This window comes from Apilactobacillus xinyiensis, assembly GCF_019656235.1.
Taxonomy (GTDB): domain Bacteria; phylum Bacillota; class Bacilli; order Lactobacillales; family Lactobacillaceae; genus Apilactobacillus; species Apilactobacillus xinyiensis.
In genome coordinates, this window is the sequence record NZ_BPLL01000009.1 from 1 (window position 1) to 13,173 (window position 13,173).

At 33.2% G+C, this 13,173-nt stretch carries 10 protein-coding genes and 1 CRISPR repeat array; of the genes, 7 read left to right on the plus strand and 3 right to left on the minus strand.

The annotated features are described in order from the left end of the window. Positions 1-36 precede the first annotated feature (36 nt). From K5Q11_RS03055 to K5Q11_RS03065, 3 genes are all read right to left on the minus strand, one after another. Positions 37-315: a hypothetical protein gene (locus K5Q11_RS03055; RefSeq protein ID WP_220751188.1), complete on the minus strand. Its 279-nt coding sequence runs from the start codon at positions 313-315 to the stop codon at positions 37-39. A 143-nt stretch (positions 316-458) separates the two neighbouring features. Beyond that, a complete protein-coding gene (locus K5Q11_RS03060; protein WP_220751189.1) occupies positions 459-1,097 on the minus strand; it encodes a uracil-DNA glycosylase family protein in 639 nt (212 codons plus the stop codon). A 47-nt stretch (positions 1,098-1,144) separates the two neighbouring features. Next, a complete protein-coding gene (locus K5Q11_RS03065) occupies positions 1,145-1,519 on the minus strand; it encodes a hypothetical protein (protein ID WP_220751190.1) in 375 nt (124 codons plus the stop codon). Between the two features lie 125 nt (positions 1,520-1,644). Here K5Q11_RS03065 and K5Q11_RS03070 point away from each other — a divergent pair, with 125 nt between their 5' ends. The 7 genes from K5Q11_RS03070 to cas5e all read left to right on the plus strand — a co-directional run bounded on the left by K5Q11_RS03070 (position 1,645) and on the right by cas5e (position 13,150). Continuing rightward, a complete protein-coding gene (locus K5Q11_RS03070; protein WP_220751191.1) occupies positions 1,645-1,935 on the plus strand; it encodes a hypothetical protein in 291 nt (96 codons plus the stop codon). 274 nt (positions 1,936-2,209) lie between these two features. After that, positions 2,210-3,001 (plus strand): zinc metalloprotease, encoded by a 792-nt coding sequence (locus K5Q11_RS03075; protein WP_220751192.1) that lies wholly within the window; start codon positions 2,210-2,212, stop codon positions 2,999-3,001. Between the two features lie 69 nt (positions 3,002-3,070). Then, positions 3,071-5,783: a CRISPR direct-repeat array (repeat unit 29 nt; unit sequence AGAATCACTCCTGCGTGTGCAGGAAATAC). A gap of 158 nt (positions 5,784-5,941) precedes the next feature. Further along, a complete protein-coding gene (gene cas3, locus K5Q11_RS03080) occupies positions 5,942-8,698 on the plus strand; it encodes a CRISPR-associated helicase Cas3' (protein WP_220751193.1) in 2,757 nt (918 codons plus the stop codon). 261 nt (positions 8,699-8,959) lie between these two features. Continuing rightward, positions 8,960-10,561 (plus strand): type I-E CRISPR-associated protein Cse1/CasA, encoded by a 1,602-nt coding sequence (casA, locus tag K5Q11_RS03085; RefSeq protein WP_220751194.1) that lies wholly within the window; start codon positions 8,960-8,962, stop codon positions 10,559-10,561. Positions 10,562-10,575: 14 nt separating this feature from the next. After that, the gene (gene casB, locus K5Q11_RS03090; RefSeq protein ID WP_220751195.1) at positions 10,576-11,355 is read left to right on the plus strand and encodes a type I-E CRISPR-associated protein Cse2/CasB; all 780 of its coding nucleotides are present in this window, start codon (positions 10,576-10,578) and stop codon (positions 11,353-11,355) included. Beyond that, a complete protein-coding gene (gene cas7e / locus K5Q11_RS03095; RefSeq protein ID WP_220728758.1) occupies positions 11,345-12,421 on the plus strand; it encodes a type I-E CRISPR-associated protein Cas7/Cse4/CasC in 1,077 nt (358 codons plus the stop codon). Before casB ends, cas7e begins: the two co-directional genes overlap by 11 nt. 9 nt (positions 12,422-12,430) lie before the next feature. Continuing rightward, positions 12,431-13,150 (plus strand): type I-E CRISPR-associated protein Cas5/CasD, encoded by a 720-nt coding sequence (gene cas5e / locus K5Q11_RS03100; protein ID WP_220728757.1) that lies wholly within the window; start codon positions 12,431-12,433, stop codon positions 13,148-13,150. Positions 13,151-13,173: the final 23 nt, after the last annotated feature.

The window sequence follows — 13,173 nt, forward strand, 5'->3', positions numbered from 1 at the left end:
GATTGAATATCGAAATCATTCCATGAAATTAAATATTTAATTTAGTAATAATTGTCTAACTTTTTTAAGGCACTTCACTTCGCGTCTTTCTTTTTCTTTAACAAGCGCATTGTATGAAAATTTATATGCCATCACAATGATTGCTATTAACAATGTAATCCATAAAATACCCCACGAAAGAAATGTCCAAAAATGAATTTCACACAGCATTTGGAAAAGCAATATAAAACATGCTATATAAAAAATACCCTGTATAATTGCCACTAAGCAACCAACGGTTCCGCTCAAAGTGCCAAAAATAATTTTGAAAAGCAATTTGAAACCTCCAAAATATGATATGTTGCACTTAGTGTATGTAACATCGATTAGATTAATATATTGATATTACTAGTGCTTGCTATTTATTAGCATAAAAATTTTATTAAAAGTATTTATTTTTCATTAATGTGAATTTGCTTTTAAATAATGTTAAATTGTTGCATTGTTTTAAGCAGTTTAGCGTGCGATAAACGCGTGTTTTTATTGTTATTAGAGCCAGAGTAGTGGGGGACTTTTAATACTAAATGTTTGCCAATGATTACAGGTTCTTGTTTCTTATAAGTACCGCTTAATTCTTTACGGTAAGTTTTGAAGGCATCATAAGCTTTTGTGCCTAAACATAGAATCACGGCATCATCTTGCATATGTAAGTCGTGCTTTAAATGATGTAGAGTGCTATCAACATCTTTACTATCGGTATTAACCAATTCACTATTGCTTTCAAATTCTGGAGTTAAGTCAGTCATTAAACCACCCCAAAATGAAGTTTGATAAATCGTGGCAGCTAAACGATGGTCATTACTCTTAGTGCTAAAATGAAATGACAATAACGAATTGCTGTGAATATCTTTACCGTCATTGCCAGGGTTTTGACCAATAATAACACGATCATAACGAATATTTTTTAACCATTCTTCATTGAACACTTTAGCTTGAAAGACAGTTTTAAATAATTCATCTTGTTGATTGGGGGTTAAATCTGCATAGTTATGACAATTATTAGGGGTGTCCCAGATTGCGATACTATCAAACTTTGTAAAAGCGTTTTTAGTTAACATATTTATGCATCCTTTGCTAAATTTTATTCATAGTTAAGTCAGATTGATTATCTTTTTACTACAGTTTTGATTGGCCCAAAATCTTTACAATCCTTATTGGGATATTTAGAAAAATGACCTCCGCCAAGTGAACCAAATGTAGCATGAATATGTACATACTTGCCTTTAGTAGTTAATTTAAAAATGTCCGCACCTTGAGCTCCCGGATATGTCCATACGGTAGTTTTATTGCCAACTCTCTTGGTTACTTTAGGACTTTCGGGAGATTCTGTAGAATAACCACCTTTAATAAGTAAGTGTGATATTTCTTTTTTAGATAGATAATGATTGTTGGCACTAGCGTCCACACAATTAAAAGTAAAGATGCTAAGCAATATTACAAAAGCAGCAAATAACAAATCGATTTTTTTAATATGATTCATGTTAATCCTCCTAGAATTTAATTCTTAAATAATGTTATCATAACTCATAATTAATTAAAAATTTATTAGATATGGTTATATTCCACAAACGTATTGTTATTATCAATTAGTATGGAGGTAATTTTTTGAAAGATAATAATTTTAAACGTAAATTATCACGAATGGTAAAGAACATATTAGGTTTATTTGTTGTTTTTACTTTGTTGGTGCTTGTATTTGAAGATGATATAAATTTAAATTCTTTAATAATTAGTTCTCTTAAGGGCCTATTTACAGCACTTTGTATTTTTGTAGGAGTAGGAATCAAAAGATTTAATAAAATATCAGATCATGATATGAAAATTTTTTATTTTAGTTTTTTATTTTGCAGTATCTTTCTATTGATATGTCTTGTAATTAGATGGCTTCTTTTTTAACTTATTTAAACAGTAAAAATGCAGATATATCCGAAATATCTAATATTATCGTACATAACAATATAAAAAAGACATGTAGACTATTAGCCTGCATGTCTTTTTTGCATTCTGTTATCATAAAAATCCTACAATCACAACTAATTACATAAAATACACAAAAAAGTTAACAAAAAATTAATATTTAATGTATAATTATTAACGATTTTATACTTATAACAGTTCATAATCATATAAAACCATTATTAAGATAAATTTAGAAAGGGTATGCATACTGATGCTTAAATCATCATTTTACGCAATATTAGTAATTACAATATTCCTAGGATGCGGAGTTGCACTACCAACAACGTCCGCCAAAAACAAGCAATTTAAAAAAACAGTTAACAAACCTATTAAAAAAACTAATAAGAAAACACATAAAAAGCATTTAACTAAAAAAATACAAAAACAACTAGATGATAATAATACTTTTATGTATTACTCCAGTGATAATCAAAACACAAATAATGATAATAAGCCCAAATTGTTAGCATTTAATCATTATGGTCCTAATAATAATGTTAATATTCAGAAAATTCAAAGTGATAATACGATACATTATAAAGTAACTAATACTGATCCAAGTTTGAAAATAAATATTCAAGCAGCGGTAAACAATTGGAATAAATTGAATGTTATTAAACTAAAAGAGGTTAATGTTAATGATGATTCCGCCCATATTAATATCGGTGGAGTTATTCATAATAATCAGCATATGACTAAAGACACATTGGGAATTACTGGAACTTACACTGGGGGTAGTAGTATGAGTTCTAAAAATCATAAAATTAACTACATTGTGAATGCTAATATCAATTTTTCTAAACAATTATTATGTATGTCTGAATATTCTCAGACTAGAGTTATTGAACATGAAATTGGTCATGCGTTAGTCTTTGCCGATGAAGAAGATGATTTGCAATGGAATGATGTGATGTATGCCAACCATATGGATACTGAAGATTCAAATAATGAGTTAGGTAAAAATGAAGCTTATTCATTAGATTATTACTATGATAAATATTGAAATTAAAAGCCGCTATAAATTTTATAGCGGCTTTTTTAATTGTTGCAGATAAAGATTTAATTGTATATCAGAATCACTCCTGCGTGTGCAGGAAATACTTCATCTTTATTCCCCCCTATTTGTATTGATTAGAATCACTCCTGCGTGTGCAGGAAATACAAATAAAGCTATTCAAGAGTCGATGTCTAATTAGAATCACTCCTGCGTGTGCAGGAAATACCAAATTAGCTATTTTAATCTATTTGAAAAAGGAGAATCACTCCTGCGTGTGCAGGAAATACACTAAAATACCGTTAGAAATACTATCAATGTCAGAATCACTCCTGCGTGTGCAGGAAATACTCTTCAATTAAAACGTTCTTAACAGCAGTTAGAGAATCACTCCTGCGTGTGCAGGAAATACTGAAATCAAGTGGATTGATTATGGATTGCATGAGAATCACTCCTGCGTGTGCAGGAAATACCAGATATCAAGGTAAACTAGCTGAAATTGACGAGAATCACTCCTGCGTGTGCAGGAAATACTTGCTTAAAATATTTTGTGTTTCACGTTGTTTAGAATCACTCCTGCGTGTGCAGGAAATACTCTTGAGTGAACAAAAGCGTTCATAGCCATCCAGAATCACTCCTGCGTGTGCAGGAAATACCAGTTATTAAAAATGGCGATGGATCATACACAAGAATCACTCCTGCGTGTGCAGGAAATACTAATTTTAACTGCTTTACCACTACTTTTATGTGGAATCACTCCTGCGTGTGCAGGAAATACTCCCAACTACAATGGCATCGTTCATAGAGTGCAGAATCACTCCTGCGTGTGCAGGAAATACCCTTTACGGATTTTAGTTAAGGCGTTACGACCAGAATCACTCCTGCGTGTGCAGGAAATACCACCATAGTTATTAGCTCTACGATCAAGTGATAGAATCACTCCTGCGTGTGCAGGAAATACTTTGGCCTTTTTATCCATATCCATACTTGTATCGAATCACTCCTGCGTGTGCAGGAAATACGGCTCGTAGCAAGTCCTGTAACCGTACTGTTAGGAATCACTCCTGCGTGTGCAGGAAATACATCTTTCGTTTTAGATCAGAGTGACTACCGCTAGAATCACTCCTGCGTGTGCAGGAAATACTTTTCCACCGTCATATCGTTTTGAGCTAGGATAGAATCACTCCTGCGTGTGCAGGAAATACAAACAGGTAAATTGCTCCACCAGTCGCACGAAAGAATCACTCCTGCGTGTGCAGGAAATACTGCCTAAGTTGCTTAGCGGTATGTTTAAGACTGGAATCACTCCTGCGTGTGCAGGAAATACTCGATACTATCATCAACAACACTCACACTGACAGAATCACTCCTGCGTGTGCAGGAAATACCGTGAGTCTACATAAGCTGTTGTTGCATATGCAGAATCACTCCTGCGTGTGCAGGAAATACTAACGTTTGTGGGTCTAGCTCCGTTAATGCTGAGAATCACTCCTGCGTGTGCAGGAAATACTTAGCAGATGCTGAATTATCACTATACCAACGAGAATCACTCCTGCGTGTGCAGGAAATACTTGCTCTGCCCATGATAATGACAACATCAACGGGAATCACTCCTGCGTGTGCAGGAAATACGGATGCAGAGCAGGGGACTTATGACGAACGAGAGAATCACTCCTGCGTGTGCAGGAAATACAAAATCCTCCTATATATGTAAAATACATAACTAGAATCACTCCTGCGTGTGCAGGAAATACCTTAAAAACGGTTCAAAAGTCTTTGCTGATATAGAATCACTCCTGCGTGTGCAGGAAATACCCGGTCCAAAGATAGTTTCACACGTACCCTCAAGAATCACTCCTGCGTGTGCAGGAAATACGTAATCATGGCTTTTAACCTCCAAATGCGTTAAGAATCACTCCTGCGTGTGCAGGAAATACTTGATAAAAATTACAAAGAGTACATTGAAAATAGAATCACTCCTGCGTGTGCAGGAAATACGCTAACTGATGAAGTTGAACAACGCATATCTGAGAATCACTCCTGCGTGTGCAGGAAATACAACAAGAAAGTGATTTAGATTATCAAGAAAGAAGAATCACTCCTGCGTGTGCAGGAAATACTTGCTTTGCTATCCATAACACAACCATATGCCGGAATCACTCCTGCGTGTGCAGGAAATACGTATCTAGCCTTATGGCAGTACCTTTTTTTGCGGAATCACTCCTGCGTGTGCAGGAAATACTAATTATTACCACTATCATTCCAGCGATAATCAGAATCACTCCTGCGTGTGCAGGAAATACAGTGTTTTGATACATAAGGTATAGTGTTTTGTAGAATCACTCCTGCGTGTGCAGGAAATACCTGTTAAAAACCAAAATAATATCATTAGTCGTAGAATCACTCCTGCGTGTGCAGGAAATACGTCACTGTACCGTCTGACGTGATTTGAGCGTCAGAATCACTCCTGCGTGTGCAGGAAATACATTTAAACACTCCTTTATTTTTATAGTGATACAGAATCACTCCTGCGTGTGCAGGAAATACACTTTTTCTTTTTCCCAAGTATTAAAGATTTTAGAATCACTCCTGCGTGTGCAGGAAATACAAATGTAAACTTTTGTAACCATTTTGTTGACAAGAATCACTCCTGCGTGTGCAGGAAATACGACATGATTTCTGGTTCCAAAACCAATAATAAAGAATCACTCCTGCGTGTGCAGGAAATACCAGAGTGAATCCACTTAGATGTGTCTAATTTTAGAATCACTCCTGCGTGTGCAGGAAATACACTAAAGAAACGTTGATTTTGCAACGTTTCATATTTTAGTTTATGCAAAATACATTCACTTTTATTATATTAACATATTATGAAAATTTTTAAACATGATAATTTTATAGTAGAATTATAATCGTTTTATAAATGAAATTTAAAAAATGAGGTAAAACATGGATAAAAATATATTATGGGCTAAAAAAGCTAGAGGCCTGGATGGCACGTCAAAATGGTTGCCATTATCTCAACATTTGTTAGATACCAAATTCGTTATTTCGATGTTATATGAGCATTATTTAAGCGAACATCAAAGAAAAATAATACAAAAGGCAGTTGTAAATCAATTAGATTCTTCAGCTGCTAAACAAGTAGTCGCGTTTACTGGGCTAGTACATGATATAGGAAAAGCTACTCCGGCATTTCAAACTAAGCCAAGTTATCAAGGCTTGGGTGATTTAGATGAAATGTTAATGGAAAGGTTATTTAGTAAGGGTTTCGTTCCAGATGATTATTTAAGCTTACTTTCACGATCTAATAGATCACCACATGCTATGGCTGGTGAAAATATTTTAGAACATTTTGGGGTTCGAAATGATATTGGTTCGATTGTTGGTGGGCATCATGGGAAACCGCTTGAATATGATAGTGACTGTGATAATATTGATACCTTTTCTGATAATTATTATTATGAAATGAATTCTAATAATCCAATACATATTAAATGGTTTAATTTACAAAAGGAATTATTTGAATGGGCATTGTCAGAGAATGGTTACGATGATGTAACACAGATTCCTAAAATAAATGATGTTTCAGCACAAGTGATCATTGAAGGTTTATTGGTCATGGCAGATTGGATTGCTAGTAATGAAAAATACTTCCCACTATTTGAAGAAAACCAAACTGAATGTGATAATTTACAACAAAGAATGGAAAATGGTTGGCTCAGTTGGTTTAAAAACACAAGGTGGGAGCCTAAATTCAATGCTGATGCCGATCAATATTACCAAGAAAATTTTGGCTTTACACCTCGCGGCTTTCAACGAAAAATTTTTAATACAATAAAAAATACACTTAATCCAGGGATTATGATTGTAGAAGCTGGGATGGGAATGGGAAAAACTGAAGTTGCGTTATCAGCAGTAGAGCAGTTAGCACAGAAACAAAATTGTGATGGGATGTTTTATTGTTTGCCAACGCAAGCTACTACTAATGCAATGTTTAATAGAATTTTAACTTGGTTATCTAAGGTTTCTGCAATGGATGATGAATCTAAAGATATTCAATTGGTACATGGTAAATCAGCTTTAAATCGCAACTATGCTAATTTGCCTAAAAATATTGACATTGGAGAAGATAGGGCAGCTGGGGTTATGGTCAATCAATGGTTTTCTGGTAACAAGACTGCGATATTAGATGACTTTGTAGTAGGAACTGTTGATCAACTATTGCTTTTAGCGCTGAAGAAAAAACATTTGGCACTACGTCATTTGGGATTCAGTAGCAAAGTGGTAGTGATTGATGAAGCTCACGGATTTGATTCATATATGCAAACTTATTTGTGCCGAGCATTGCAATGGTTAGGTAAATATCATATTCCGGTTGTTATCCTATCAGCTACTTTACCTGCACAAAAAAGAATGGATTTTATTAACTCTTACTTAGATAAGTCAAGTGTTGATGATAAGGTTTATAATAATTTATCATATCCATTAGTTTCTTACAGTGATGGTAATGATGTTAAAGTTTTAGATGATTTCGAACCAATTAAGCAAACTACTGATGTAATGATTAAACGGATGTCTGGTGACAACGGTGACTTAATTAATAAAGTTAAAGAAATGCTTTCTGATGGTGGAATTTGTGGAATTATTGTTAACACCGTAAAACGTGCGCAAACAATTGGTCAAATGTTCATTGATTACTTTGGAACAGAAAAAGTTGACATTTTACATGCCAGTTTTTTAGATACGGATAGATCCGTAAAAGAGCGTTCTTTATTAAAAGAAATAGGTAAAAAAGATGCCAGTACCAAACGTCCAAAATTAAAAATAGTTATTGGAACTCAAGTTTTAGAACAATCCTTAGACATTGATTTTGATATTTTATTTACAGACTTAGCGCCAATGGATTTGATGCTACAAAGAATGGGACGTTTACATCGTCATGCTAAAAACAATGCTAATCGTCCCATTAAACTTAAAAATCCACAACTTTATGTATTGTCCATAAATGATAATTATGAATACGAGGAGGGCGCATCATTTATCTATGGTGACTTACTATTAATGCGCACGCAGTATTTCTTGCCTAATCAAATTAATCTACCTAATGACATATCCAAATTGGTACAACAAGTTTATGATCTTTCGGTACCTATCAAATTAAATGACGATTTAAATTCAAAGTATAAGTCAGCTTATGAAGACTATCATATCAAGATACAAAGTAAAAAAATTTCTGCTAGCACTTATATCTTGGATAATTACGACGATGTTCATGCTAATCTTATCGGTTGGTTAAATAATGATGACAAACAGCAAGATGACAGTGATGCTAAAGGATTAGCACAAGTGCGTGATGGTGATGATACGATTGAAGTTATTATGGTTAAAGCTAATGATGATGGCGGTTACTCTATCTTAGGCGAAAAAGATGATATTTCTAATGATGTGGCAATGGGTGATCTAGAGGCTACAATTAAACTGGCTAAAAATACAATTAAATTGCCACAAATGTTTTCTAAAAATTATAATATCGAGAAGACAATTGACTTTTTAGAAAAATTTAATAAGCAATATTTATCAAATTGGCAATTTCAACCTTATTTAAAGGGAAGTTTGGGGATTATTTTAGATGAAAATAATCAGTTTACTTTATCCAATCATGTTTTAACTTACGATAAAAATATCGGACTAACAGTGGAATGATTTGTATATGTGTATTAATAACTAATTTTATGGTAATATTTATGTCTGTGTTAATTTATTTGCAGACGCGAATGTGATCCATAAATTTAATAACATTATAATCTTGGTTTTTCATAATTTCTTGCAAACGCGAGATACAAAAAAGAGAACTTTTCAGTTCTCTTTTTAATTTACTGTTGATTTTTATAATTAAATATAATAACATTAAATATGTTATGAAAAACTTATAACAAAATAATTAATAAAAAGGAGAGGTGAGAAATGTCCAGATATAATTTACTTTACGAACCATGGCTAAAAGTAATTGATAATAATAATGAATTACAAAAAGTGTCTTTACTACAAATTTTTGAAAATGCACATACTTATAAGCGACTTGCTGGTGATACTTCAGTTCAAGATTTTGCTATTTTAAGGTTATTATTATCGATTTTACAAACAACTTTTAGTCGTGTTGATGTTGATGGAAATCCAAGACACGATGAAAATGATGAAATAATTATTGATTGGAAGAAAATGTGGGATAATCAAAAATTTGCTTTTACGCCTATTAATGATTATTTAGTTTCACAAGAAAATAAATTTTATTTGTTTGATGATCAATATCCATTCTATCAAGTTAGTAAAAATGATTTAGAATCGGCTAATATCAAAAAGACAGGAAGTATTAGCGGTAAATTAATCAATCGTTTGATATCGGAAAGTAACAATAAGGATGAGCTTTTTGTTATTACTGATAATAAGAATCATTTGACGAATGATGCTTTAGCTAAATGGATTATCATGTTCATGAATTACACTGGTACCTCAGATAAAGCCAAATTTCCTGGAATGACCGCTTCAGCCAGTAAAGGTTGGAATCTAGGTATGGGTTCCATATATTTGGGTGGTATGAACTTATTTCAAACTTTAATGCTCAATTTCGTAGTAACCAAAAAAGCTGCTTCACAAAAGCCAGTTTGGGAAATGACGTTTGCTGAAAAGTCTAGAATTAATTCCAATTATACACCTAGTAATTTATCTGAATTATATACTAACTGTTCTAGATTAATTTTTATTGATCCAGATACAGATTTAGAAAAACATGATGTTGACATTGAAGCAGTGCAATTACCAGGAATTGACATTAACAATTCTAAAGCCATCGAGCCGATGACATTATTTCAAGTTCCTAAATCGGGTAAAAATAAGGGAAATACTATTCCTAGACCACATAATCCAAACAAATCATTGTGGCGTAATTTTGGACTATTAGCTAGTGTGCTTGATAAAAGCAGTGAACATTTACAACTACCTGGTGTGATGAATAACTTTTATTCATCCCTTAGTAAATATGTTGATGATAAGCAAAATATTACCATTACGGCCGTAGGTATGACTTATAATCACGACGCTTCTAGCATGCCAAATGGTGAAGTTTATGACGTTTTAAACATAAATAAAGATGTGCTTAGTGATGTAGTAACTGACGGATTAGTTGCACAAATTAATGAAGAAGTTGCTAAAACTGAAAAGGCTGTGAACACATTTAGATACTTTGTCTTGAACGTGATGAATATCAGAAATTCTAGCAATAATGGATTGGTCGATCGAATGGTCGAGGAAGTCTATTTCGCCATTGATGAACCGTTTAAATATTGGTTAGGTCATATTGATGCTGATACCGATATGGGACGTTATACGGGGCAATGGAATCGTCAACTTTATCGAATTCTAGTAGCTAAAGCTCAAGAACTTATGCATCCACTATCTGATCGCGATTTGTTAGGTGCAATTAATGAAAAGACAAATTCCGTAGAAAATATTATTACTAGATATAGTGCCTTAACTGGTAGTTTAAGAAAACAATTAAATATAAAATAAGGAGGCTTGTATTAATGATTTCCACAGTAAATGGAGTTACTAAGAGTATTATCAAAAGCCTAGATAGTAATTTGCAATCTAGTTATACCAAAGCGGTTCTAGCTGAGTTGAGAAATTCTATTAATAGAAATGAAAACTATGCCAGCAAAACTTGGCAATTGTTATTTGAAAAGCTACCAAAAGACTTTTTAAATACTAACGGTTACTTAACTAGAGAAGAGCGTTCTATCCTAGCTGTTTTACAACTTTATGCAGTACACCAACAGGGAAATTTAGAAACAGTTAACTATGAACAAGAAGAGTTTATTGATACAGTTGGGCATTTTGATGTGCAATATGCTAATAAAAAATTCTTTGTAAATTATAAAGTTATTAATGCTGATAATGAAACTGTTACATGCAATCGCTCATTTGAAAAATATGATGAATTAGTTAATTTTATGAACGAATGGAATGCACAGATTCCCAATAAGATGCCTAAACCTAGAAAATACAGCTCTAATTTAGGACAAAGCTTAAATGTTTTTAGAAGTAATTTAAACGATACTACTGCAATTGATAATCGATTTAATACTATGTTAACCGCTAGTACATATGACGAATTACTAAATCATCTACGCCATATTATTAAAATAGTTAAAGCTAACAAGCAAGTAAAAATTAACTACCCTCAACTAGCTAAAGATATGTATAACTTATTGGGTAGTGAAAATTCACGTAATCGTGTCAAATTACAATGGTCACAAGCTTATTACCATGTTGATTCAAAGAAGGAGAATTCAAATGAAAAATAATTTATATGTTGATATCCACGCAATTCACAGTGTTCCATCTTCAAATATTAATAGGGATGATACCGGAAGTCCAAAAACAGCTCAATACGGTGGAGTTACCAGAGCCAGAGTTAGTTCTCAAGCATGGAAAAAAGCTATGCGTGAATACTTTATTAACAACTTAGATGAAAGCAAATTAGGAACTCGTACACTAGAATTAGTTCGTTATGTTGCTGAAAAAATTCAAAAAATAGATGACAGCATTGATGCAGAAGAAGCTATGAAAAAAGCTGACGATGTTATTAATAAAGCTGGTTTAAAAACAGCTAAATCAAAGGCTGAAGATAAGCATAAAATACTAAAGGCTTTGTTCTTTATTGGAAATGATCAAGCTGAAAAATTAGCTCAAGCAGCTGTTGATGGTGTAAATGATAAAAAAGAACTACAAAACATTTTGAAAAATAATCCAGCAGTTGATATTTCATTATTTGGTCGTATGGCTGCTGATGATCCTAACTTGAATGAAGATGCTTCTGCTCAAGTTGCACATGCAATCTCAACACATTCAGTACGTACTGAATACGACTTCTTTACAGCAACTGATGATTTTACTAATGGTGATAATGCTGGAGCCGGCATGCTAGGCACAGTGGAATATAACTCATCCACACTATACCGTTATGCAAATGTTGCAGGTCACGAATTAGTTAAACAATTAGGTAATGCTGACCAAGCTGCTAAATCAATCGCTTTATTTATTGAAGCATTTGTAAAATCCATGCCAACTGGTAAAGTAAATACTTTCGCTAATGAAACATTACCAAGTGCAGTAGTGGTTACAGTTAGAAACGATCGCCCCGTAAGTTTAGTTAATGGATTTGAAAAACCAGTTAATGCTGATGATGGTTACGTTAACTCATCTGTTCAAGCGTTAAATGCTGAATTTGATAAAGTAGCTAGTTTTGTCAATGAACCAGAATTTACATTAAGTATTGGTGACCAAGACCTAGGTGAAAACCAATCAAACTTAAATACATTATTAGATAATTTTGTGAATGAGATAACTCCATTATTGTCTGAAGATTAAGGTGGTAGTATGAAAACTTTATTAATGAAATTTTCCGGACCTCTACAAGCTTTCGGAACTAATTCTCATTATGAAAATCGTCAAACTGGCCGCTTTCCATCAAAAAGTGCGGTAATAGGGATGATAGCTGCTGCAATGGGATATCGCCGATATGAAGATAGTAAATTAAAGGAATTAAACCAACTATCTTTTGGCGTTCGGGTTGACCAACCTGGCAACATATTACGTGATTTTCAAATTGCAGTTAGTCATAAACCAAATGGTGAAAGAATCCGTAGTTATGTAACGAATCGTTACTATCTTCAAGATGCTGTTTTCGTAGTAGCAATAGGTTCAGATAATGAAGATTTAATCGACCGGATCCGTTATAGTTTAAAACATCCTTATTTTCAGCTCTTTTTGGGTCGTAGATCTTTGCCAATCAATAACGATTTTCTCATTGATGAAGAAAATTATTCTGGAAACGATTTAATAACCGACTTAAAAGATATTAGCTGGCAGGCAGCACCATGGTATCAAAAGCAATGCCTAAAACTGGATAACAAATCAGTTTATATATGTGCTGATAGTCAATTAATCGATAGTGACTATAGTGAAATGGTTAGAGATATTCCTGAATCATTTTCACAAGGCTTAAATGATTCACCAGATAATCACTATGATCGCAGAAGCTATAGACTACGTTCAATTAGTTTTATAAATAATATCGATGTTAAAACTACTTTTTAAAATTTGAATATAAGCAGAAAGGG

Coding starts and splice junctions, on each gene's coding strand:
- K5Q11_RS03060 (WP_220751189.1), bottom strand. CDS start 1,097: ATGTTAACTAAAAACGCTTTTACAAAGTTTGATAGTATCGCAATCTGG.
- cas3 (WP_220751193.1), top strand. CDS start 5,942: ATGGATAAAAATATATTATGGGCTAAAAAAGCTAGAGGCCTGGATGGC.
- K5Q11_RS03065 (WP_220751190.1), bottom strand. CDS start 1,519: ATGAATCATATTAAAAAAATCGATTTGTTATTTGCTGCTTTTGTAATA.
- K5Q11_RS03075 (WP_220751192.1), top strand. CDS start 2,210: ATGCTTAAATCATCATTTTACGCAATATTAGTAATTACAATATTCCTA.
- cas5e (WP_220728757.1), top strand. CDS start 12,431: ATGAAAACTTTATTAATGAAATTTTCCGGACCTCTACAAGCTTTCGGA.
- casA (WP_220751194.1), top strand. CDS start 8,960: ATGTCCAGATATAATTTACTTTACGAACCATGGCTAAAAGTAATTGAT.
- casB (WP_220751195.1), top strand. CDS start 10,576: ATGATTTCCACAGTAAATGGAGTTACTAAGAGTATTATCAAAAGCCTA.
- cas7e (WP_220728758.1), top strand. CDS start 11,345: ATGAAAAATAATTTATATGTTGATATCCACGCAATTCACAGTGTTCCA.